This window comes from Paramixta manurensis (genome assembly GCF_013285385.1).
GTDB classification, from domain to species: domain Bacteria; phylum Pseudomonadota; class Gammaproteobacteria; order Enterobacterales; family Enterobacteriaceae; genus Paramixta; species Paramixta manurensis.
The window spans coordinates 2,476,876-2,500,499 of sequence record NZ_CP054212.1; the positions used below are offsets into that span (position 1 = coordinate 2,476,876).

The window sequence follows — 23,624 nt, forward strand, 5'->3', positions numbered from 1 at the left end:
ACCTGCGTAAAACGCTTAAAAACGGTAACCCACACCGAAGAAGAATACCCACGGATCAATACGCGTATTAATATTCTGCTGCTGACCGGCTGCCTTAAATTTCACTTCGGTATCAATATCCATGTACCACAACGACATATTCAGCAGCCAGTTAGAATCAATCTCATAATCTAACCCAACCTGCCCCGCCATCCCCCAGGAATCTTTCACGCTCAGGTCGCTCAACCCGGCATCACGCCCGGTTTGATTAAAGTCGGCATCATAAAAGGTGGTGTAGTTAATACCGGCGCCAACATACGGGCGAAACTTACTGTTGGCATCAAAAAAGTAATACTGCGCCATTAACGTCGGCGGTAACTGGCGCACCGTTGCCAGTGTGCCGGTCGCCGCCAGGCCCACCTTGTGACGAAACGGCGTGGCCGCCAGCAGCTCAATGCCGATATTATCCGTCGCCATCCAGGTAAATGTCAGCCCCAGTTGCGTATCATTATTGACATCAAATGAGCCCATACCTAACACATTGTCTGATCCCTCCGTCGGGCGCACGGTTGCCGTACCGGCACGCATAAAGAAATCACCTGCCTGATGTGCGCTCGCCAGCGCGGGTACCACCGTGAGTAACACCAGAGATAAAGCTGCCAGTTTCATATTCTCTCCTTTTGAAAAATGCACCGTTGTTTCATACCCATTTTTGGGTAGAGAAAATTCAGTGACACATCTTTACCTCTAATTTCATCGAAAATCATTCAAATCAATTCTTTCAAACTCCTTAAAAAACAATGAATTGATTTAGATCAAAAATAGGAGGTTCCTGCGTCAGCAGATACCGATTGAAGAAATGCGATGGAAGCATTATTTTGCTTCTCTCTCTTAATGTGATTTTGGTTCGATGCCTCAGGAGGGGCGGGCGATCAAATGAGCGAAAACCTCAATCCTTGCATTACCTGTGGCGCTTGTTGCGCTCACTTTCGTGTCTCTTTCTATTGGGCTGAAGCAAACGACGCCGGTGGCTGCGTGCCTGCCGACCTGACGGAACAATTAAATCTCTTTATGCGCAATATGCGGGGGACCAACAGTAAAACGCCGCGCTGCGTGGCGCTGGAAGGTGAGATTGGTCAGTGCGTGTCTTGCACTATTTATGAAGATCGCCCAACGCCGTGTCGTGCGTTCGCGCAGTCGGGCGAGGATAATGTTGCGAACCCGGCCTGCGATCGCGCCCGTGCGCGCTATGGTCTTCCGCCGCTTTTTACGCCTCAACTTCATGCAATTACGGAAAGTTATGTAAGTGCAGGTGCCAGCACTGCCTCAGACCATGTACAATCGCCGGGTCTGTAAACCGGTTTTCACCAAAGGAGTGTACATGTCTATCACGGCGAGTTCGTTATACCGTGACACGGGAAATTTTTTACGCCATCAGTTGGTCACCATTGCGCTGATGGCGCTTCTCACCTCGTTTATTACCGTCATGATTGGGCATGCCCTCACGCCCAATGCCGATCAACTGTCAATTTTATCCGATGGGGATAACGGTAGCGCACGCTCGCTGTTTGAGATGGTGCAAAATATGACGCCTGAGCAGCAGCACGTGCTGTTGCGTGCGTCCGCCGCCGGAACCTTTGCCTCGCTGGTAGGAAATACGTTATTGCTTGGCGGCATGTTGTTTCTGATCCCGTTAGTCTCAGCCGGGCAGCGTACCAGCGCTCTGCGCGCTATCGGCGCATCCGCCCCGCTGCTACCGCGTCTGTTATTGTTGACGTTTCTGATTACCCTGGTCGTGCAGATCGGCTTTATGGTGTTGGTCATTCCAGGCGTCCTGCTGGGCGTGGTTCTGTCTCTGTCGCCGATTATTTTGGCAACGGAAAAAGTGGGCGTCCTGGCAGCAATGCGTGCCAGCGCTCGCCTCGCCTGGCAACAGATGAAATTAATCGCGCCGGCGGTCATCGTATGGTTGTTAGCGAAATTGGCGCTGTTACTGCTCGCCTCCTCGTTTACCGTGTTGCCGGCCAACGTGGCCTCAGTGCTGCTGAACGCACTCAGTAATTTGGTTTCAGCCATATTGATTATCTATTTGTTCCGACTCTATATGCTGTTACGTTAAGCGTATGCCGTTGTAATAACGTCGCAGATGGTTATTTGGGAACCCCTATGAAGCAGTTACTTGATTTTCTTCCGTTGGTTGTCTTTTTTGTATTTTATAAACTGTACGATATTTATGTTGCTTCCGGCGCGCTGATCGCTGCGACCGGCATTGCACTGGTTGTCGGCTGGGTGCTGTACCGTAAGCTGGAAAAGATGACCATTATTACCTTTGTGCTGGTCGCGGTGTTCGGCACCTTAACGCTGGTTTTCCATAATGATGAGTTCATCAAATGGAAGGTCACGGTTATCTATACGCTGTTTGCCGCTGCGCTGCTGTTTAGCCAGTTTTGGATGCCGCAGCCGCTGATACAGAGTATGTTGGGGAAAGAGTTGCATCTACCGCTCGCCGCCTGGCGTAAGCTGAATATGGCATGGGCGCTATTTTTCCTTGCTTGTGGCATCGGCAATATCTACGTTGCGTTTTGGTTGCCGCAGTCGGTGTGGGTAAATTTCAAAGTGTTTGGCCTGACCGGTCTGACGCTGTTGTTTACCTTGGTTAGCGGTATTTATATCTATCGATTGATGCCGCAAGAAGAAAAATAACCTTCATCCGCCCGAGCGAGTATCGGGCGCGGTGTACCTTTAAGAAGCAGAGCAATGGACGATAAGCATAAATTACCGCAAGGTGAAATGGTGTTGCGTACCCTGGCGATGCCTGCCGATACCAACGCCAATGGCGATATCTTTGGTGGTTGGCTGATGTCGCAAATGGATATTGGCGGCGCGATTCTGGCGAAAGAGATCGCCGAAGGGCGCGTGGTTACCGTGCGTGTAGACGGTATGACATTCCTGAAACCGGTAGCGGTTGGTGATGTAGTGAGTTGCCATGCACGCTGTATCCGTACCGGCAGCAGCTCAATGACAATTAACGTTGAGGTGTGGATTAAAAAAGTCTCTTCCGAACCGATTGGTCAACGCTATTGCGCCACCGAAGCCGTATTTATCTATGTGGCGGTTGACGAAGAAGGAAAATCACGCCCATTGCCGCCGGGCAAAAGTAACTTTCGCGGTGATGCTGAAGCATAAAATACCGGGCGGACGGCGGCTAGCGCATCCGCCCGGATTTTTTATTCGATGCTGCTCCCGCCATTAATACGGAACACAATATTCATCGTCAGGTTATGACCGGGTTTGCCGCTCTCATAACGCCACTTTCTCATCGCCTGTTTCACTTCGCGTTCAAACATATTGCGCGGCTCGGCAGACAGAATTTGGATATTATCCACCCGCCCGTCGCTATCAACATCAAACTGTACCCGTACCCGCCCTTCTACACGCAACGCAAAGGCACGCGCCGGATAAGCAGGTTTACTCACGCTCAGCGCTCGCGGCCCGGTCGCCACCGGCTGCGGCGGCGCAGGATTTGGTTTTGGCGCGGTGGACGGCTTGGATACGGTATTTTTCGGCGTCTCCTGGTTAAATGGCGACGCCTCACGCGGTTCTGGTTTTGGTTTCACCACTTTTTTCGGCTTCACCACTTCCTTTTTCACCGGTTTCGGCTTGGGTTTCGGCTCCGGTTTCGGAATCGGTACCGGCTCAGGTTTAGGCGGTTCAGGCGCAGGTTGTGGCTCCGGCTGTGGTTCGGGCTCCGGCTGAGGGGGCGGTGCAGGTGTTGGCTGCGGTTCGGGCTGCACCTGAGGAGCAACCATCGTCACACTGATGGGTTGAGACGCTGTAGGAACTTTAACAACCTGGTGAAAGGAAGCATACAATAAACCGGCGATAACCGAACCATGTAACGCTACGGAGAGCAGTACCGGTAAAGATAAACGTCGTGGTAAAGGTGTTGTTAGCGTCGTCATAAGCATTCGGCTGATTTAGTGAAGCGCCAATATTAAATGCAAATAGCAATCAGTTTCAATAACCATCCCTCTTTGGGACGCGAAAAGAACGGCAAATTTAACCTTAGTTGCGGGGAATCAACCCTACGTTATCTTTCAATTGCAGAAAACTTTACGATAGCTTAACGTGATCGCCAAATTTACACCTCCCGACAGGAGTTCTAACGTGCTCTATGTAATCTATGCTGAAGACCATGCCGACTCGCTGGAAAAGCGCAACACTGTCCGCCCTGCCCATCTGGCACGTTTGCAATTGCTGCATGATGAAGGCCGCTTAGTCGTTGCCGGGCCTTTGCCTGCTGTCGACAGCAACGATCCTGGCGCGGCGGGTTTTTCCGGCTCAACCATTATTGCCGAGTTCCCTTCGCTGGAAGCCGCGCAATCGTGGGCCAATGATGATCCCTATATCGCCGCCGGTGTGTATAAACAGGTGGCGGTTAAACCTTTCAAACGCACCTTTTAAACTGCGTACCTCACGGACGGTGCCATCCACCGTCCGGTTATCCCGGCAGTTGATTCACGAACAGAATAGAGCGCCGCAGTTGTTGTGCGGTAAGTTGCTGTCGCACTGCGCGAATACGCCCATAACGGCGCGACTGCCCCTCCCGCCAGCGGGCGCGATGGCGTTGCGATTGGCGTAACATACGCCAGCGAGCAACTTCGGTTCTGCTTCGTTTCATTGCCTGATTACCTGTTAGACTTTTCCGCGGCGCATTATAGACCTTTCCCCATCACTGAACAGCTTTAAAACCGCGAAAGGGTTTCGTCTGGCTTCATCTACACGTACACTCCAGTTATCAATGTGTGAACAGGATTTTCACTGAATGACCACTTTTTACACCCTAATCAGTTGGCTGCTGTTTTTTGGTTATTGGTTACTGATTGCCGGTGTGACGCTGCGGATTTTAATGAAGCGTCGGGCCGTGCCTTCGGCAATGGCTTGGTTGCTGATTATCTATATTCTGCCGCTGGTTGGGATCATCGCTTACCTCTCTTTTGGCGAGTTGCATCTCGGAAAACGGCGCGCTGAACGGGCGCGAACCATGTGGCCCTCCACGGCGAAATGGTTAAATGATTTGAAATCCTGCCACCATATTTTCGCTAGCGAACACAGCGAGGTCGCGCGCTCTTTATTCCAGCTTTGTGAAAACCGTCAGGGGATCGCCGGTGTTAAAGGAAACCAATTACAGCTTCTAACCACCTCGGACGACACCATGAAGGCGTTGATCCGGGATATTCAACTGGCGCGGCACAATATTGAGATGGTGTTTTACATCTGGCAACCGGGCGGCCTCGCGGATGAAGTGGCCGAGTCGTTAATGGCGTCCTCCCGGCGCGGCGTGCACTGCCGTTTAATGCTGGATTCGGCGGGCAGCGTTGATTTTTTCCGCAGCCCGTGGGCCGGGATGATGCGCAACGCCGGTATTGATGTGGTTGAAGCGCTAAAAGTGAGCTTACTGCGCGTATTTCTGCGCCGGATGGACCTGCGGCAACATCGTAAAGTGGTGCTGATTGATAACTATATCGCTTATACCGGCAGTATGAATTTGGTCGATCCACGCTTTTTCAAACAGGACGCTGGAGTGGGACAGTGGATTGATTTGATGGCCCGCATGGAGGGGCCGGTAGCAACCACCATGGGGATCATTTACTCCTGCGACTGGGAAATTGAAACCGGCAAACGTATCCTACCGCCGCCGCCGGATGGTAATGTGATGCCGTTCGAACAAGAAAGCGGCCACACTATTCAGGTCATCGCTTCGGGCCCCGGTTTTCCGGAAGATATGATTCACCAAGCCTTGCTGACTGCCATCTATTCTGCGCGTGAGCAGTTAGTTATGACTACGCCTTACTTTGTTCCGAGCGACGATCTGCTGCATGCTATCTGTACTGCGGCGCTACGCGGCGTAGATGTGAGCATTATTGTGCCGCGTCATAATGACTCGCTGTTAGTGGGCTGGGCCAGCCGGGCATTCTTCGCCGAGCTGCTGGAGGCTGGCGTAAAAATCTACCAGTTTGAAGGTGGCTTGCTGCACACCAAGAGCGTGTTGGTGGACGGGCAACTCAGCCTGGTGGGGACCGTTAACCTCGATATGCGCAGTTTATGGCTGAATTTTGAAATCACGCTGGTGATTGATGACGATGGTTTCGGCAGTGATTTAGCCTGCGTGCAGGATGATTATATTGCCCGTTCCCGCTTGGTGGATGCCACCCGTTGGGCAGGTCGTGCTTACTGGCAGCGTATTGTTGAACGACTGTTTTACTTCTTCAGTCCATTGCTGTAAAACGGGCGGCAGTGTAAAACGCCTTAGGGCTTACGGAACGTATCATGGATTTAAATAATCGCCTTACTGAAGATGAAACGCTGGAACAGGCTTACGATATTTTTCTTGAGCTGGCGGGGGATAATCTCGATCCGGCCGATATTATTCTGTTCAACTTACAGTTCGAAGAGCGCGGCGGCGCGGAGTTGTTTGATCCTTCAGAGGATTGGCAAGAGCACGTTGATTTTGATCTGAATCCTGACTTTTTCAGTGAAGTGGTCATTGGTTTGGGCGAAGCCGACGGCGAGCCAATTACCGATGTGTTCGCACGCGTACTGCTGTGCCGCGAGAAAGACTATAAGTTGTGCCATATTTTGTGGCGTGAATAAGCGCACTCAGAAAGAGAAAAGCCGGACATCAGTCCGGCTTTTTTTATTACAGCGGGTCGACTTTTAGGCAGGAAACCGCATGGCGGAAGCTGCCCTCCAGCAACGGACGTGTCTGCGCGCATTCTGGCCCGGCAATCGGACAACGGGTGCGGAACACACAACCTGACGGTGGATTAATCGGCGAAGGAAGCTCTCCTTCCAGTAACTGAATGGTTTTCTCCTTTTCCAAATCGGGATCGGGAATTGGCACCGCCGACATCAACGCTTTGGTATAAGGATGTTGCGGATGGTTATACACCGAATCATAGGTGCCTAACTCTACCGCGTGACCAAGATACATCACCAATACGCGGTCAGAGATATGCTTAACCACCGCCAAGTCATGCGCGATAAAGATTAGCGATAATCCCATCTCACGTTGCAACTGTTGCAACAGGTTCACTACCTGCGCCTGGATGGAAACATCGAGTGCCGAGACCGGTTCATCACAGATGATCAGCTTCGGCTCAAGAATCAGGGCACGAGCGATACCGATACGCTGACACTGACCGCCGGAAAACTCGTGCGGATAACGGTTAATCAGGTTTGGCAACAGCCCCACTTTCATCATCATATTTTTGACGCGATCTTTTACTTCCTGACGCGGCATTTTCGGATGGTAGGTGCGTAGCGGCTCGGCAATAATTTCGCCAATGGTCATACGTGGGTTAAGCGATGCCAGCGGATCCTGAAAAATCATCTGAATATCGCTACGTGCGTTGCGCCACTCCTCTTCGCTCTGCCCCAGCAGGTTACGCCCGAGCCAGGCAATACGACCATCGGTGGCCTCAACCAGACCGATAATCGCACGCGCCAGCGTCGATTTACCGCAACCGGATTCACCGACTACGCCTAACGTTTCCCCTTCATAAAGCCGCAGGCTAACGCCATCGACCGCCTTGAGGGTTTTTGGCGGCTGCCAAAACCATTGGTGCCCATCTTTAATATTGAAATGCACTTTTAGATCGGCAATTTCTAGTAAGACTTTTTTCTCGGCTACGGCGTTCATACCAATTCCTCCACCGGCTTAAAGCAGGCACGTAAGCGCCCTTCTCCAAAAGCTTCCAGCGGCGGCGCACTGGCGCAGATCTCCATCGCATGCGGACAACGCGGCTGGAACGGACAACCTTTTGGCAAGCGCAGTAAGTTGGGCGGATTGCCGGGGATAGTCATTAACGCTTCCCCTTCCGCATCCAGACGCGGTACCGCATTAAGCAGGCCGACCGAATAGGGGTGTGCCGGATGATAAAACACATCGCGCGCCATGCCATATTCCATGGTACGACCGGCATACATCACCAGCACTTTGTCGCAAATACCGGCGACCACGCCAAGGTCATGAGTGATCATGATAATTGCGGTATTAAACTCACGTTTCAGCTCATTCAACAGCGTCATGATTTGTGCCTGCACCGTCACGTCTAACGCGGTGGTCGGTTCATCGGCAATCAGTAGTTTTGGCCGACACAGCAGCGCCATCGCAATCATGACGCGCTGACGCATTCCGCCGGAAAATTCATGTGGGAACATTTTCATGCGCTTCCGCGCTTCCGGCATTTTTACCGCATCCAACATCCGCACCGACTCTTCAAACGCCTGGCTGCTACTCATCCCTTTATGCAGTTTCAGTACTTCCATCAGTTGTTCGCCCACCCGCATATAAGGGTTGAGCGAAGTCATTGGATCCTGAAAAATCATCGCAATCTGTTCAGCGCGTAACCGGTTAAGCTGTTTTTCCGGCAGATTAAGGATCTCTTTTCCGTTAAACAGCGCCGAACCGCCAATGCGGCCATTACCGGCGAGTAATCCCATCAGCGCAAATGCGGTTTGCGATTTACCGGAGCCGGACTCACCGACAATGCCCAGCGTCTCACCGGCCCGCAGGCTAAAGTTAAGGTCATTCACTGCCGTAACATCGCCATCTGGCGTGGAAAACGTCACGCGCAGATCTTTAACGTTTAATAATCGTTCGCTTCCCGCGTTGCTCGCCTGCACTGGCTGTATTTCAATGGTACTCATCGGGAAACTCCTTAACGATCTTTCGGGTCGAGGGCATCACGCAGGCCATCGCCGATAAAGTTAAAACAGAACAGCGTGATCACCAGGAACCCCGCCGGATACAGCAGTAACCATGGAGAGACCTCCATAGAGTTAGCGCCATCGCTTAGCAACGCGCCCCAACTGCTTAACGGTTCTTGTGTACCGAGGCCAAGGAAGCTGAGGAAAGATTCGAACAGAATCATGCTAGGAACTAATAACGAGGCATACACCACCACCACGCCCAAAACGTTAGGCACAATATGACGCAGCACGATATTCCGCGTTGACACCCCGCCCACCTGCGCCGCTTCAATGAACTCTTTACGTTTTAGGCTCAGCGTTTGGCCCCGCACGATACGCGCCATATCCAGCCAGGAAACCATGCCGATCGCGATAAAGATCAGCAAGATATTCTGACCAAAAAAGGTCACCAGCAGAATTACGAAGAACATAAATGGAAAGGAGTTGAGGATTTCCAGCAAGCGCATCATCACCGAGTCGGTTTTACCGCCGAGGTAACCGGCCAGTGAACCATACAGCGTTCCCACAATCACCGCGACTAACGCCGCGGCGATGCCGACCATCAGAGAGATGCGCCCACCGATCGCCACCCGCACTAACAGGTCGCGCCCGGAAGAGTCAGTACCGAAATAGTGGCCGGAAGCCATATCCGGCGCCGCAGACATCATTGCCCAATCGGTATCATCGTAGGCGAAGGGCGAAAGCATTGGCGCCAGAATAACAAACAGCGCCACCAATAGCAGAACAACCAGACTGGCTAACGCGGCACGGTTATGCATAAAACGGCGGCGCGCGTCCTGCCACAGACTACGCCCTTCAACTTCCAGCTTTTCACTGAATGCATCAAGAGCATCGCTATTTTTCTTACCTAAAATCATGGCGAGCTCCAGGATTAGTAACGAATTTTCGGATCGATTACCGCGTACAGCACGTCGACAATCGCATTAAATAGAATGGTCAGCGCACCGACGAGGATCGTCAGGCTTAAGACCAGCGAGTAGTCGCGGTTCAGCGCACCGTTAACGAACAGTTGACCAATCCCCGGCAGACCATAGATAGTTTCAATCACCATGGAGCCGGTAATGATGCCGACAAATGCCGGTCCGAGGTAAGAAAGCACTGGCAGCAGCGCCGGTTTTAACGCATGACGCAGTACGATGCGGTGCATCGGCAACCCTTTCGCTTTGGCGGTGCGAATAAAGTTTGAGTGCAGCACTTCAATCATCGACCCACGCGTGATACGCGCGATGCTGGCGATATAGGCCAGCGACAGCGCCACCATCGGCAGGATCATAAATTTCAGCGCGCCGCCATTCCAGCCGCCGCCGGGTAACCACTCCAGCAAGATCGCGAAAACCAGTACCAGTAGCGGCGCCACCACAAAACTGGGGATGACAACCCCCGTCATCGCAACGCCCATAACCATATAGTCCCACCAGGTGTTTTGCTTTAACGCCGCGACTACGCCAGCGGCAACACCCAGTACCAGCGCCAAAATGAACGCGGCGGCCCCCAGTTTGGCCGAAACCGGAAACGAGGCGGCAACTAAGTCATTCACCGAATAATCTTTATATTTAAACGATGGGCCGAAATCACCGTGCGCCAGTTGTTTTAGATAACTGAAGTACTGGGTAATCATCGGATCGTTTAAATGGTATTTGGCTTCAATATTTGCCATTACTTCCGGCGATAACGCACGCTCACCGGTAAACGGGCTCCCCGGCGCCAAGCGCATCATAAAAAAGGAAATCGTAATTAGAATTAATAACGTCGGAATTGCTTCAAGGCAGCGACGTAGTATGAACTTTAACATTGCTGGTACCTAACTGACTGAGCCGCAGGAATATCTCCTGCGGCCACATTGCTTTCACAGGGCGGCAAACTGGCCGCCCATATCACTAACTTACAGCTATTAGTGCTTGATAATGTAAAGGTTCTTGTCGTAAGTCTGATCCATTACATCTTTACCGGTATAACCGCCAACCCATGGTTTCACCAAACGGGTATTGACGTAGTAATACACCGGCACGATGCCTGAGTCTTTATCCAGGATCTGCTCAGCTTTTTGATACAGCGCACTACGCTCCGCCTCGGTCGAAACTTTCAGCGAATCGGCAATCGCCTGATCGTAGGCTTTGTTGGAGTAGAATGCGGTGTTGCTGCTACCGCCGGTTAACATGATGTTGAGGAATGAGGTTGGCTCATTATAGTCGGCACACCAACCGGCGCGCGCCACATCAAAGTTCCCCTGATGACGGGTATCAAGGAAGGTTTTCCACTCTTCATTGCGCAGCTTAACGTCAACGCCTAAGTTTTTCTTCCAGATTGAAGCCGCAGCGATAGCCAGTTTCTTATGCAAGTCTGACGTGTTGTACAGCAGGCTGAATGACAGTGGCTTATCTTTAGTAAACCCGGCCTCGGCCAGCAGTTTTTTCGCTTCTTCGTTACGCTTTTCCTGGCTCCAGCTAAACCACTCCGGCTTAGTCAGCTTGATGCCATCGGTGTACGGCGGCGTAAAGCTATAGGCGGGCAAATCACCCTGATTCTTCACTTTGTTAACGATAATATCGCGGTCAAGGCCCAGTTTCAGCGCGGTTCTGACGCGTGGGTCATTAAATGGCGCTTTCTGGTTATTAATTTCGTAATAATAGGTGCACAGGTACGGATCGATATGCACCTCTTTCGGGGTGTCTTTCCGCAATTTCTGGAACAGCTCGATAGGCAGATAGTTAGACGTCATATCGCTACCGCCGCTGCGGTAACGGTTCGCATCCGTTACTTCAGAAGAGATTGGCAGGAAGGTGACTTTATCCAGTTTAGTATTCGCGTTATCCCAATAGTTAGTGTTACGCACCATGACGATACGCTCATTCACTACCCAATCCTGTAGTTTAAACGCGCCGTTACTTACGATATTTTGCGGCTGAGTCCACTTATCGCCAAATTTGTCGATAGCGGCTTTATATACTGGCGACATTGCCGGGTTAATCAACAGTTTATAGAAATACGGCACCGGCTCGCTGAGGGTAACCTCCAGCGTGTGATCATCCACCGCTTTTAAGCCGAGCGCGTCCGGCGCTTTTTTACCGGCGATCACCTCGTCGATATTTGCAATATGGCCGTATTGCAAATAGCTAGCATATGGCGAAGCGGTTTTCGGGTCAGCCAGACGCTGCCAGCTATAAACGAAATCTTGCGCGGTAACCGGCTGGCCGTTTGACCATTTGGCATCTTTACGCAGGTGGAAAGTCCAGACTTTGAAATCTTTATTATCCCAGCTCTCCGCCACGCCTGGGACCACTTTGCCGTTCTCATCACTGATTGCCAGCCCTTCAAACAGATCGCGCGATACGTTGGCTTCCGGCACACCTTCAATTTTATCCGGATCGAGTGATTGCGGCTCTGCACTGTTCCCTTTCACTAACTCCTGTTTCGCCGCCAGCTCTACCCCTGCCGGTACTTTAGCGGCAAAAGCGCTGTTCCCTGCCAAGGCGCCAATTGCCGCCATAACCCCAAGGGCAATCAGGCTTTTTTTCGTGATGTTGGTCATTTTCTCTCTACTCCAGTTTTTATAATTGCCGGGGCTTTAAAGCCCAGCTATCCCCCGTTGACCGGGTAACCTGCTTGCCGTTTCGGAACGAAAGGAAACGTTAAGCGGCTTTGTTGTTGACCCCGAATGGTGGTCTTGCCATTGTTCGCCACGCCCGGACTGTCTCGCCCGATGCGCTGCAAATTAATGTTTGGTGATGTAGTAATACTTCAAATCCGGTAAATCTTGCGGATCTTTTCCGCTAAACCCACCAACCCACGGTTTGACTAACCGCACGCTAACGCGATAGTAAACCGGAACAATTGCCGAATCGTTATCCAACTGCGTTTCAGCCTGTTGATAAATCGCCGCACGCGCCTGGCTATCTTTTGCCGCCAGTGATTTCGCCATTAACGCATCAAACGCCAGGCTATGATAGAACGCCGTATTGGTCGACGAATCGCTTAATAACATATTGAGGAACGTTGATGGCTCGTTATAGTCCGAACACCAAGTCGCACGCACCACATCGTAATCGCCCTGGTGCCGGGTGGTCAGCAACGTCTTCCACTCTTGGTTCTGTAATGTCACCTGCGCGCCGAGATTTTTCTTCCACATCGACGCGGCGGCTATCGCCTGCTTCTTATTTTGATCTGAGGTGTTGTACAACAGCGTAAACTTCAGAGGGTTATCGGCACTGAATCCCGCCTGCTCCAGCAATTTTTTCGCTGTCGCATTACGTTGCGCCTGCGTTTGCGTAAACCAGGCCGGTGGCGTGAAATGTGCGCCGTCGGTAAATGGCGGCGTTAGGCTCCAGGCCGGGATTTGCCCCTGCCCCATCACTTTATTGGCGATAATATCGCGGTCTAGCGTCAGCTTAAGCGCTGCACGTACACGCGGATCGGTAAATGGCGCCTTTTTATTATTAATTTCGTAATAAAAAGTACAAAGATACGGGCTAACACGCATCTGCGAGCCCAATTCATGGCGTAGCTTATTGAACAAGTCGGGTGGAATGGCACTGTTCGTCATATCAATTTCACCGCTGCGGTAGCGGTTAACATCACTATTTTCTGAGGCGATCGGCAAGAAAGTGGCGTTATCAATAATGGTCTGGCGATTATTCCAGTAACTGGGATTACGCTTTACGACCACTTTTTCATTTACCACCCAATCACTCAGTGTGTAGGCGCCATTGCCAACATAATGCTGTGGCGTAGTCCACTTCTCGCCCCACGTTTCTACCGCCTGACGATTGACGGGTTTCATCGCCGTATGAGCTAACATGGCGATAAAATAAGGAACCGGCTCGCTTAATGTGACCTGTAGGTGATGTTCATCCAGCGCTTTCACACCGAGCGTTTCTGGTTTTTTCTGCCCACTGATAATGGCATCAACATTGGCAATATGGGCGTATTGCACATAGCTGGCGTAGGGAGATGCCGTTTTCGGATCGACCAAGCGGCGCCAGCTATAGACAAAGTCGGCGGCGGTCACCGGGGTGCCATTACTCCATTTCGCATCGGCACGCAGCGTAAAAGTCCATATCCTACCGTTCTGACTCTCCCAATGCTCCGCCACGCCCGGCACCAGATGGCCATTATTATCGGTGCTCACTAACCCTTCGAGCAGATTGTTAATAATGTTAGTTTCTGGTGTGCCTTCAACTTTATGCGGATCGAGAGAAGCGACTTCGGTGCCATTATTAATCACCATGGATTGCTTAGCGGCTAATTGCACGCCCGGCGGGACAGTCGCAGCAAAAGAAGAACCAATGAAAGCCAGGGAGAAAACGGCCAGAGGTAAGGCTCGGTTGCGCGGTGCGATAACCCATTTCATTAAACGTTGTTCAACCCTTAAAAAAAGAAACCTGCAAACAGGCAAGCAAAATTCGTTCTCATTCTGCCCGTCGTTGCCAAAAAAAAGCGATGTGACGGAAATTAACAGAAGGTGCCAATGGGTGCCAAAGCTAAATAACAAAAATGTTAACCAATTCTCTTTTATCACGTTCCCTTGTAACACGGAAGTGTTATTTAAAAAAATAAATTAACTATAACCTCATGAATAAAAACGAATTTAATCGAATGAAGGGAATTTAACCACACCTGGAAAGATCTATCTGCGCACAAAATGAACAAACTTTTGCAACATTTCATTTACATGGCATATTTCGCTACGCTAACAGTATAATTAATGATAACAATCTAAAAAAAACGGCAATAGCCGACGCAGATGATGTGAAAAAAATAACATTCGATAACCAGACTAAAATCAGGGCTTCTCTGGCAAGAAAAAAGGCTAATTTTGTGCAGCACACGTTAAGAAAAATTGATAAATGCACAAAAATAAGGCATTAAAGACCGGGTTTTGCACCAAGTTAGGGCGAAAAGGAATTAGAGACAAAAAATAAGCGCATAAAATGCGCTTATTGTTGAAAAAAAGAGGGATTTGTTTAATTAAGCAGCCCGGGGAATAGCGCTTTAATACCGGCGACCACAAATTCAATTCCAAGTGCCATTAACAGTAAACCCATAATACGTGTAATGACATTTATCCCGGTTTGCCCCAACACGCGTACCATCATTGGCGCGGCGCGAAACAATAACCAGCAGCAAAAGGCAAACAGCGCAATCGCCAGGCTAAAACCCAGTAAATTAAACCAACTGTGGTAACGCGTGCTCCAGACAATCGTCGAACTAATCGCCCCCGGCCCGGCCATCAGCGGCAAAGCCAGCGGAACCACGCCAACGCTTTCACGCACCGCCGTTTCCGATTTTTCCTGCTTATTCTGTTTATCTTCACCTAATTTTCCGCTAATCATCGACATAGCAATCGTAACCACCAGGATACCGCCGGCGATGCGGAAAGAATCAATAGAAATCCCAAACACGCGTAAGATCGCATCGCCGAGAAACAACGATGTCCACAGGATAATTGCCACAGCAAGGTTGGCGGTAAGATTGGTTTTATTCCGCTCTGCTGCCGCCTGATAGCTGGTCATACTAATAAAAACCGGAATGATGCCCACCGGATTAACCAATGCAAACAGACCGACAAAGAATTTTATATAACCAGATAAATCAAGAATTGCGGGAGTCACTTAGCGCTCCTGACCCGGGACCAAAATCAGGGGCCTAATTTAATGGAAAATGCCCCGCGATACTAGCGGGTAAAGTTAGGATTAACCACTGGATTTTTGGCTCCTTTCCAGATAAACCTTCTAATGTTAACTGCTTGTATAGGCAATGATATTTATCGATAGTCTCTTTTTCCTCATTGCACAAGGACTAAGCAATCCCTGCAAAACCGGCAGCTGAAAGGAGTCAGCATCAATAAAACATGATCTGAATCACTAAATGATTACCTCGTTATAGGTAAGCTCAGTCTCAACAAAGGGAAAAGTTACGTTTCGGAACACCAAGTCAAAGGTAGCAATGCAGAGGAACTCTTTCAGTAAAACGGCATGATTTTTAACGAGTAATTCAATACGTTGTAACGTATTGCTCCGCCGCACTTCACTGAGCGGCAGCTATACTCCTAAGTTCAGGCTGATTTACTAAAAGAGTTTAACTTCCATCAGGAGAGCATTATGGCCGTTACTAATGTCGCTGAACTTAACGCACTCGTTGAACGCGTAAAAAAAGCCCAGCGTGAATATGCTAACTTTACCCAAGAACAGGTTGATAAAATCTTTCGCGCCGCCGCCTTGGCCGCTGCGGATGCCCGTATCCCCTTAGCTAAAATGGCCGTTGCGGAATCAGGGATGGGTATCGTTGAAGATAAGGTGATCAAAAACCACTTTGCATCTGAATACATTTATAATGCCTACAAAGATGAAAAGACCTGCGGCATCCTTGAAACGGATGATACGTTTGGCACCATCACCATTGCTGAGCCTACCGGCATAATCTGCGGTATCGTTCCAACCACCAACCCAACCTCTACCGCTATATTTAAGGCGTTGATCAGCCTCAAAACGCGTAACGGTATTATTTTCTCTCCGCACCCACGTGCTAAAGATGCCACCAATAAAGCGGCAGACATTGTCCTGCAAGCGGCTATTGCAGCTGGCGCGCCAAAAGATATTATCGGCTGGATCGATGTGCCGTCTGTTGAATTGTCTAATCAGTTGATGCATCACCCGGATATTAATCTAATCCTCGCAACCGGCGGGCCGGGTATGGTGAAAGCCGCCTATAGCTCCGGTAAACCCGCCATTGGCGTTGGCGCCGGTAACACGCCGGTAGTCATTGATGAAACGGCTGATATTAAACGCGCAGTAGCATCAATCCTGATGTCAAAAACCTTCGATAACGGTGTGATCTGCGCTTCTGAGCAGTCGGTTATTGTGGTTGACTCAGTCTATGAAGCAGTACGTGAACGTTTCCAAACTCACGGCGGCTATCTGTTACAGGGCAAAGAATTAAAAGCGGTTCAAGATATTATCCTGAAAAATGGCGCGCTGAATGCAGCTATTGTCGGCCAACCGGCGGTGAAAATCGCGGAAATGGCAGGCATCAATGTACCGGCTAATACCAAGATTTTGATTGGTGAAGTGAAACTGGTTGATGAATCAGAACCTTTCGCGCATGAGAAACTCTCCCCTACGCTTGCGATGTACCGCGCGAAAAACTATGAAGACGCAGTTGATAAAGCCGAGAAACTGGTCGCAATGGGCGGTATCGGTCACACCTCTTGTCTGTATACCGACCAGGATAATCAGCGTGAGCGCGTGAACTATTTTGGCGACAAAATGAAAACCGCCCGCATCCTGATTAACACGCCAGCATCTCAAGGCGGCATTGGCGACCTGTATAACTTTAAACTGGCTCCGTCTCTGACATTAGGCTGTGGTTCATGGGGCGGAAACTCCATTTCTGAAAACGTCGGACCTAAGCATCTGATCAATAAGAAAACTGTCGCCAAGCGAGCTGAAAATATGTTGTGGCATAAACTTCCTAAGTCTATCTACTTCCGCCGCGGCTCTTTACCTATTGCCCTGGAAGAAGTGGCAACCGATGGGGCTAAACGCGCCTTTATCGTTACCGACCGTTTCCTGTTCAATAACGGTTATGCCGACCAAATTGTTTCCGTGTTGAAAAAACATGGCATTGAAACCGAAGTCTTCTTTGAGGTTGAGGCCGATCCGACACTGAGCATCGTACGTAAAGGCGCTGAGCAGATGAACTCCTTCAAGCCTGATGTTGTGATTGCGCTGGGCGGTGGTTCTCCGATGGATGCGGCGAAAATCATGTGGGTCATGTACGAACATCCGGAAACTCACTTTGAAGAACTGGCATTGCGCTTTATGGATATTCGTAAACGTATCTATAAATTCCCGAAAATGGGCGTAAAAGCGAAAATGATCGCGATTACCACCACTTCCGGTACCGGTTCTGAAGTCACGCCATTTGCCGTGGTGACCGATGATGCTACCGGGCAAAAATATCCGCTGGCTGACTACGCGCTGACGCCTGATATGGCGATTGTGGATGCCAACTTGGTGATGAACATGCCGAAGTCGCTGTGTGCCTTCGGTGGCCTGGATGCGGTAACCCACGCCCTGGAAGCCTATGTTTCGGTGCTGGCTAACGAATACTCTGACGGCCAGGCGCTACAAGCGCTGAAGCTGCTGAAAGAGAATCTACCCGCCAGCTACCGTGACGGAGCGAAAAATCCAGTGGCGCGTGAACGCGTGCACAATGCCGCTACTATCGCTGGTATCGCCTTTGCGAACGCCTTCCTTGGTGTCTGTCACTCAATGGCGCATAAACTGGGCTCGGAGTTCCATATTCCACACGGCCTGGCGAACGCCCTGCTGATTTCAAACGTTATTCGCTATAACGCCAATGACAACCCAACCAAGCAAACTGCTTTCAGTCAGTATGACCGTCCGCAAGCGCGTCGTCGTTATGCTGAAATCGCCGATCATCTTGGTCTGAGCGCGCCGGGCGACCGCACCGCACAGAAAATCGAGAAGTTGCTGGCTTGGCTGGAAGAAATTAAAGCGGAATTGGGTATTCCTAAATCCATTCGTGAGGCAGGCGTTCAGGAAGCTGATTTCCTGGCGAAAGTCGATAAACTGGCCGATGATGCATTCGATGACCAGTGTACCGGCGCTAACCCACGCTATCCGCTGATTGCCGAGTTGAAACAAATTATGCTCGACACTTTCTATGGTCGCGAATTTGCCGAACCATTCGCCAGCGTAGCCGAAGCGGTTACCGCGCAGCCGGTTAAGGCAGAAAAAGTCGAGAAGAAAACCAAGAAAGCCTAATCTTTAGGTGATAAAAAACCCGCTTCGGCGGGTTTTTTTTATTGTTTATCTGTGCTGTTCTGCCATTACTGCCCAATCTTATTTCCGTAAATAGCGTGTAAAGAGCCGCTCTGTAACGCTTCTTTATAGTGTTTACGGCACACTGAGACATAACGCTCATTACCGCCAATCACCACCTGCTCACCCTCTTTAAATGGCGCGCCCTGGCTATCGAGACGGAGCACCATACCGGCTTTTCGCCCACAATGGCAGACGGTTTTTAATTCCACCAACTTATCAGACCAGGCTAATAAATACTGACTCCCGCTAAACAATTCACCACGGAAATCGGTACGTAAACCATAGCAGAGTACGGGAATATCTAAACAGTCAACGACGTCTGACAGTTGTTTAACTTGCTCGCGCGTCAGGAATTGGCTCTCATCGATCAATACACAATGTACAGGATTAACATCATGTTCTGCCGCAATTTCTTCTAATAGTAAGCTCTGGTTATTATACAATTTCGCCGGCGATGAAAGGCCTATTCGTGAGGAAATCTTTCCACTACCAAAGCGCGTATCAATTTCCGCTGTATAGACCAGGGTACGCATCCCTCGCTCCTGGTAATTATAAGAAGATTGCAACAATGCGGTGGACTTGCCGGCGTTCATCACCGAGTAATAAAAATAAAGCTGAGCCATCGGGCCAAACTCCGCAAAAAAAGTTAACCGGAAAAATCTGTCGGGGAGTGTACCACATTGTTGCCCTATATAGGCTGTGAACCCGGCAATACCGCAATTTTTATAGCCCCACCTCGCTCAATCCAGGGCGGATAATGGTTGCACAAATGACGTTGTACTGGCGGCTAGCACAGCACATTTAGCGCTTAAAAAAACAGAATAGTGAGATCATTATCGTTCAGTTTACCGTCAAATATACCGCTATTGTACGGATGAACTGCCGTCTTAGCCGGTTGTTGCAGATTATTTGATGCATTACCGACGGTAAATCCCTTCGAAATTTATGGATGTTACGTGTTGTTTTTAAAAGTCTGACTTATTTGTGGCACATCTGGCATTAAATTGCTGCAAATAGCGTTACCCGAATCCCACTTTAATAAGCATTTTTGAATTTCTTACACAATTAACTATTGCAGTTCCTATTTTCGGCCTCTATTATTATCAGGCAGAACATTTCCCCCACCCAATATATATTTGAGATTAGGACAATGAGCGAAGCACTTAAAATTCTGAACAACATCCGTACACTGCGTGCACAAGCAAGAGAATGTACGCTGGAAACGCTGGAAGAAATGCTGGAAAAACTGGAAGTCGTCGTTAACGAACGTCGCGAAGAAGAGAGCCAGGTTCAGGCTGAAATTGAAGAGCGTACCCGTAAGCTACAGCAATATCGTGAAATGCTGATTGCAGACGGCATTGATCCGAACGAATTACTGCAAACCATGGCGGCCTCTAAGGCTGCAGGTAAAGCTAAGCGTGCTGCACGTCCGGCAAAATATAAATATATTGATGAGAATGGCGAATCCAAAACCTGGACTGGCCAGGGCCGTACGCCAGCAGTGATCAAGAAAGCCATCGATGAAGAAGGCAAAAAGCTGGATGATTTCCTGCTGTAATTCCTGATCCGGGTGCTTCACAATTAACCCCATTTACTCTTGATGGGGTTTTTTATTGAACAATTTTGTTTGATTTTTGTATCACCAGGTCATCCTAATAAAAAAGGAAGCTTTGCTTCCTTTTTTGTTTTTGATAACACAACGCCCACCTTATCAAACGCGATAGAACTCTCTGTACCACGTGACAAAGCGTTTAATCCCCTCTTTCACGTCAGTCTGCGGTTTGAAGCCTATAACCTGATATAACGCGGCTGTATCGGCGCTGGTGTCCAGCACATCGCCAGGTTGCATCGGTAACATGTTTTTCCGTGCGGTGGTTCCTAACGCGTCTTCCAGCGCCTCAATGTACGCCATCAATGAAACCGGTTGGCTATTACCAATATTATAAACACGGTATGGTGCCGAGCTGGTTGCTGGCGAGCCGGTTTCTACCGTCCAGCTTTCATCGGGTTGAGGAATAACGTCCTGTAAGCGGAAAATAGATTCGGCGATATCATCAATATAGGTAAAGTCGCGACGCATCTGCCCGTTGTTGTACACATCAATACTTTCACCAGCGATAATAGCGCGTGTAAATTTAAATAACGCCATATCCGGGCGCCCCCACGGGCCATATACGGTAAAAAAGCGCAGACCGGTGGTTGGGATACCGTACAAATGCGAATAGGTGTGGGACATCAATTCATTCGCTTTCTTCGTCGCAGCGTAAAGAGAAACCGGGTGGTCAACGCTATCGTCGGTTGAGAACGGTAATTTGCGATTCAATCCATAAACAGAGCTTGAAGAAGCATAAAGCAGATGCTCTATCTTATGATGCCGACATCCTTCAAGAATATTTAGGTGCCCGACCAAGTTAGCATCGGCATACGCATGGGGATTATCAATTGAATAGCGCACCCCCGCCTGGGCAGCTAAGTGGATAACACGTTGAAATGCATGTTCCTCAAACAGCGCGGCAATCGCTTGACGGTCTGCTAAATCGCACTGAATGAAGGTAAAGTTTGGTGACTGGATTAAATCGAGACGGGCGTGCTTGAGGTTAACATCATAATAATCATTCAGGTTGTCGATCCCGACAACCTGGTGACCGGCAGACAACAGGCGTTGGCTGACATGAGAACCAATAAAGCCTGCTGCGCCGGTAACCAGATAGTTCATATTATCCCCGTTAGCCTGCCAGCTTGATAGATTCACCGCGGCCAATGGCGTAATAGGTAAAGCCGCGTTTATTAATCCTTTCGGGGTCGTACAGATTTCGTCCGTCAAAAATGACCGGCTGTTTTAACGATTTTTTGATCAGATCGAAATCTGGCGCACGGAAGCTTTGCCATTCGGTACAAATCACCAAACCATCACACCCCTGCAAAGCAGCCTCTTTGGTGCCCATTAAGCGAAGGTCGCTACGATGCCCATAAATACGCTGAGCTTCATCCATCGCCTCCGGGTCAAACGCTTGCACCGTGGCGCCTGCCGCCCACAATGTCTCCATCAACACACGGCTGGATGCTTCACGCATATCATCGGTGTTAGGTTTAAACGCCAAGCCCCATAACGCGAAGGTTTTCCCTTTCAGGTCTTCACCGAAGTGGCGTTTAATAAATGCCGGCAGTTTCATTTTCTGCGCGTCGTTAACATCCTCAACGGCCTGTAGCAGACGAGAATTATAACCAATGGATTCGGCGGTGCGAATCAATGCCTGAACGTCTTTCGGGAAACAGGAGCCGCCATAACCACAGCCGGGATAGATAAAATGGTACCCAATACGCGGGTCGGAACCGATCCCCTGACGTACTTTTTCAACATCAGCACCCAATCGTTCCGCAAGATTGGAAATTTCATTCATAAAGCTGATCTTGGTCGCCAGCATGCAGTTGGCCGCATATTTTGTCAGTTCAGCGCTACGAATATCCATCAGGATCATACGATCGTGGTTACGATTAAACGGCTCATAGAGCTCACGCAGCAAATCAACCACATCTTCGTTATCCGTCCCGACAACAATACGCTCAGGACGCATACAATCGCTGACGGCGGCGCCTTCTTTCAAGAATTCCGGATTGGAAACCACATCGAACGTTAGTTCAACGCCGCGCGCATTAAGGGTTTCCTGCATTACGCTGCGTACTTTATCCGCAGTACCCACCGGAACGGTGGATTTATCCAGCACCACTTTATGCTCATCCATATACTGAGCAATGGTACGCGCCACGGCGGTAACATACTTAAGATCGGCAGAACCATCTTCGTCCGGCGGCGTGCCTACCGCGATAAATTGCATCACGCCATGTTTTACGCCCTCTTCCGCATTGGTGCTGAAGTTAAGGCGGCCAGCCTCGTAGTTTTGCATGACCAGCGGCGTTAAACCCGGTTCAAAAATAGGGATGAGACCCTGTTTCAAATTTTCGACTTTTGCTTCGTCGACATCGATGCAAAGAACGTCATGTCCGACTTCGGCCAATACCGCGGCCTGAACGAGCCCGACATAGCCGATACCAAATACGGTGACTTTCATTGAGTTATCCCGTTTTTAAAAATAGATTACTTTTTGTCGCCGATGGCGCTTTCCAGCCACTGTTTAAAATCACTACCCAGCGAAGCATGCCGGATGCCATATTCAACAAAGGCCTGCATGTAGCCCAGTTTGTTACCGCAATCGTGGCTCACACCTTTCAGGTGATAAGCCTCAACGGTCTCTTTTTCCATCAGCATGGCGATGGAATCCGTCAATTGCACTTCACCACCGGCTCCCGGAGGCGTTTTTGCCAGCAGCGGCCAAATATCGGCGGAAAGCACATAACGCCCGACAACGGCAAGGTTAGAAGGCGCTTCGCTGGCTTTTGGTTTCTCAACCACGCCAACCATTGGCGAACTGTCACCCGGTTTTAATTCTGCGCCCTGGCAATCAACCACACCGTAGGCGGTAACATCGGCAACTGGCTCAACCATAATCTGGCTACGGTTGGTTTCATCAAAGCGTTGCAGCATTTCAGCCAGGTTATCTTTGGTCGGATCAGATTCGTATTCATCAATAATAACGTCTGGCAGAATCACCGCGACTGGCTCATCACCCACCAGCGGATGCGCGCACATGACTGCGTGGCCCAGACCTTTCGCGATCCCCTGACGCACCTGCATGATGGTGACGTGCGGCGGACAAATCGATTGGATTTCATCCAGTAACTGACGCTTAACGCGTTTTTCCAACATCGCTTCCAGCTCGAAGCTAGTATCGAAGTGGTTCTCAATGGAGTTTTTAGAAGAGTGCGTAACCAACACAATTTCGTTAATGCCCGCAGCGATACACTCGTTAACGACATACTGAATTAACGGCTTATCAACCAGCGGTAACATTTCTTTTGGAATTGCCTTGGTAGCAGGCAGCATACGCGTCCCCAAACCTGCAACCGGGATTACCGCTTTTTTTACTTTGGACTTATAGGCAGACATCAAGGTACCTCTCTTTAGGC

The 23,624-nt window shown here is 49.9% G+C and carries 23 protein-coding genes; 9 read left to right on the top strand and 14 right to left on the bottom strand.

Annotated elements, in window-relative coordinates; genetic code table 11:
* Window positions 1-15: 15 nt before the first annotated feature.
* Entirely contained in the window at window positions 16-648 is a 633-nt protein-coding gene (ompW, locus tag PMPD1_RS11955) for an outer membrane protein OmpW (protein WP_173634252.1), read from the bottom strand.
* 267 nt (window positions 649-915) lie between these two features.
* On the opposite strand from ompW, the gene PMPD1_RS11960 reads away from it, so the two are divergent.
* The 4 genes from PMPD1_RS11960 to yciA are packed head-to-tail and all read left to right on the top strand — an operon-like array spanning window position 916 to window position 3,165.
* On the top strand, window positions 916-1,335 hold the full coding sequence (locus PMPD1_RS11960; RefSeq protein ID WP_173634253.1) for a YkgJ family cysteine cluster protein: 420 nt from the start codon (window positions 916-918) through the stop codon (window positions 1,333-1,335).
* A 25-nt stretch (window positions 1,336-1,360) separates the two neighbouring features.
* Window positions 1,361-2,098, top strand: a complete 738-nt coding sequence (locus PMPD1_RS11965; RefSeq protein ID WP_173634254.1) for a YciC family protein — start codon at window positions 1,361-1,363, stop codon at window positions 2,096-2,098.
* A gap of 47 nt (window positions 2,099-2,145) precedes the next feature.
* Entirely contained in the window at window positions 2,146-2,682 is a 537-nt protein-coding gene (locus PMPD1_RS11970; protein ID WP_173634255.1) for a septation protein A, read from the top strand.
* 54 nt (window positions 2,683-2,736) lie between these two features.
* Window positions 2,737-3,165 carry an acyl-CoA thioester hydrolase YciA gene (gene yciA / locus PMPD1_RS11975; protein ID WP_173634256.1) on the top strand — a complete coding sequence of 143 codons (429 nt, stop codon included), beginning with the start codon at window positions 2,737-2,739 and terminating at the stop codon, window positions 3,163-3,165.
* Between the two features lie 41 nt (window positions 3,166-3,206).
* Here yciA and tonB read toward each other — a convergent pair whose 3' ends face one another.
* Entirely contained in the window at window positions 3,207-3,941 is a 735-nt protein-coding gene (gene tonB, locus PMPD1_RS11980) for a TonB system transport protein TonB (RefSeq protein ID WP_173634257.1), read from the bottom strand.
* A 205-nt stretch (window positions 3,942-4,146) separates the two neighbouring features.
* Here tonB and PMPD1_RS11985 point away from each other — a divergent pair, with 205 nt between their 5' ends.
* Window positions 4,147-4,443 (top strand): YciI family protein, encoded by a 297-nt coding sequence (locus PMPD1_RS11985; protein WP_173634258.1) that lies wholly within the window; start codon window positions 4,147-4,149, stop codon window positions 4,441-4,443.
* A gap of 37 nt (window positions 4,444-4,480) precedes the next feature.
* Here the strand turns inward: PMPD1_RS11985 and PMPD1_RS11990 are convergent, their stop codons facing one another.
* Window positions 4,481-4,660 carry a YciY family protein gene (locus tag PMPD1_RS11990; RefSeq protein ID WP_173634259.1) on the bottom strand — a complete coding sequence of 60 codons (180 nt, stop codon included), beginning with the start codon at window positions 4,658-4,660 and terminating at the stop codon, window positions 4,481-4,483.
* Window positions 4,661-4,804: 144 nt separating this feature from the next.
* On the opposite strand from PMPD1_RS11990, the gene cls reads away from it, so the two are divergent.
* Window positions 4,805-6,265 carry a cardiolipin synthase gene (gene cls / locus PMPD1_RS11995; RefSeq protein WP_173634260.1) on the top strand — a complete coding sequence of 487 codons (1,461 nt, stop codon included), beginning with the start codon at window positions 4,805-4,807 and terminating at the stop codon, window positions 6,263-6,265.
* A 44-nt stretch (window positions 6,266-6,309) separates the two neighbouring features.
* Window positions 6,310-6,633, top strand: coding sequence for an HI1450 family dsDNA-mimic protein (locus PMPD1_RS12000; RefSeq protein ID WP_173634261.1), 324 nt, complete (start codon window positions 6,310-6,312; stop codon window positions 6,631-6,633).
* A gap of 46 nt (window positions 6,634-6,679) precedes the next feature.
* On the opposite strand, the gene oppF is transcribed toward PMPD1_RS12000, so the two are convergent.
* The 7 genes from oppF to PMPD1_RS12035 form a co-directional block, all read right to left on the bottom strand.
* Window positions 6,680-7,681: a murein tripeptide/oligopeptide ABC transporter ATP binding protein OppF gene (gene oppF, locus PMPD1_RS12005; RefSeq protein WP_173634262.1), complete on the bottom strand. Its 1,002-nt coding sequence runs from the start codon at window positions 7,679-7,681 to the stop codon at window positions 6,680-6,682.
* Window positions 7,678-8,691 (bottom strand): ABC transporter ATP-binding protein, encoded by a 1,014-nt coding sequence (locus tag PMPD1_RS12010; RefSeq protein WP_173634263.1) that lies wholly within the window; start codon window positions 8,689-8,691, stop codon window positions 7,678-7,680. The genes oppF and PMPD1_RS12010 overlap by 4 nt, the downstream gene beginning before the upstream one ends.
* An 11-nt stretch (window positions 8,692-8,702) precedes the next feature.
* Window positions 8,703-9,611 (bottom strand): oligopeptide ABC transporter permease OppC, encoded by a 909-nt coding sequence (oppC, locus tag PMPD1_RS12015; protein ID WP_173634264.1) that lies wholly within the window; start codon window positions 9,609-9,611, stop codon window positions 8,703-8,705.
* A gap of 14 nt (window positions 9,612-9,625) precedes the next feature.
* On the bottom strand, window positions 9,626-10,546 hold the full coding sequence (gene oppB, locus PMPD1_RS12020) for an oligopeptide ABC transporter permease OppB (RefSeq protein WP_173634265.1): 921 nt from the start codon (window positions 10,544-10,546) through the stop codon (window positions 9,626-9,628).
* Between the two features lie 99 nt (window positions 10,547-10,645).
* Entirely contained in the window at window positions 10,646-12,283 is a 1,638-nt protein-coding gene (gene oppA, locus PMPD1_RS12025; protein WP_173634266.1) for an oligopeptide ABC transporter substrate-binding protein OppA, read from the bottom strand.
* Between the two features lie 183 nt (window positions 12,284-12,466).
* Entirely contained in the window at window positions 12,467-14,101 is a 1,635-nt protein-coding gene (locus tag PMPD1_RS12030) for an ABC transporter substrate-binding protein (RefSeq protein WP_173634267.1), read from the bottom strand.
* A 613-nt stretch (window positions 14,102-14,714) separates the two neighbouring features.
* Entirely contained in the window at window positions 14,715-15,362 is a 648-nt protein-coding gene (locus PMPD1_RS12035) for a YchE family NAAT transporter (protein WP_173634268.1), read from the bottom strand.
* Between the two features lie 489 nt (window positions 15,363-15,851).
* On the opposite strand from PMPD1_RS12035, the gene adhE reads away from it, so the two are divergent.
* Window positions 15,852-18,539: a bifunctional acetaldehyde-CoA/alcohol dehydrogenase gene (gene adhE, locus PMPD1_RS12040; protein ID WP_173634269.1), complete on the top strand. Its 2,688-nt coding sequence runs from the start codon at window positions 15,852-15,854 to the stop codon at window positions 18,537-18,539.
* Between the two features lie 65 nt (window positions 18,540-18,604).
* Here adhE and tdk read toward each other — a convergent pair whose 3' ends face one another.
* On the bottom strand, window positions 18,605-19,222 hold the full coding sequence (gene tdk, locus PMPD1_RS12045) for a thymidine kinase (protein WP_173634270.1): 618 nt from the start codon (window positions 19,220-19,222) through the stop codon (window positions 18,605-18,607).
* Window positions 19,223-19,749: 527 nt separating this feature from the next.
* Here tdk and hns point away from each other — a divergent pair.
* Entirely contained in the window at window positions 19,750-20,157 is a 408-nt protein-coding gene (hns, locus tag PMPD1_RS12050) for a histone-like nucleoid-structuring protein H-NS (protein WP_173634271.1), read from the top strand.
* Window positions 20,158-20,310: 153 nt separating this feature from the next.
* Here the strand turns inward: hns and PMPD1_RS12055 are convergent, their stop codons facing one another.
* Genes PMPD1_RS12055 through galU form a run of 3 tightly spaced genes read right to left on the bottom strand, consistent with a single transcriptional unit; the run spans window position 20,311 to window position 23,604 of the window.
* Window positions 20,311-21,315, bottom strand: a complete 1,005-nt coding sequence (locus PMPD1_RS12055) for an NAD-dependent epimerase (protein ID WP_173634272.1) — start codon at window positions 21,313-21,315, stop codon at window positions 20,311-20,313.
* A 10-nt stretch (window positions 21,316-21,325) separates the two neighbouring features.
* Complete coding sequence (locus PMPD1_RS12060) at window positions 21,326-22,669, bottom strand: UDP-glucose dehydrogenase family protein (RefSeq protein WP_173634273.1); 1,344 nt, start codon at window positions 22,667-22,669, stop codon at window positions 21,326-21,328.
* A 26-nt stretch (window positions 22,670-22,695) separates the two neighbouring features.
* Complete coding sequence (gene galU, locus PMPD1_RS12065) at window positions 22,696-23,604, bottom strand: UTP--glucose-1-phosphate uridylyltransferase GalU (protein WP_173634274.1); 909 nt, start codon at window positions 23,602-23,604, stop codon at window positions 22,696-22,698.
* Window positions 23,605-23,624: the final 20 nt, after the last annotated feature.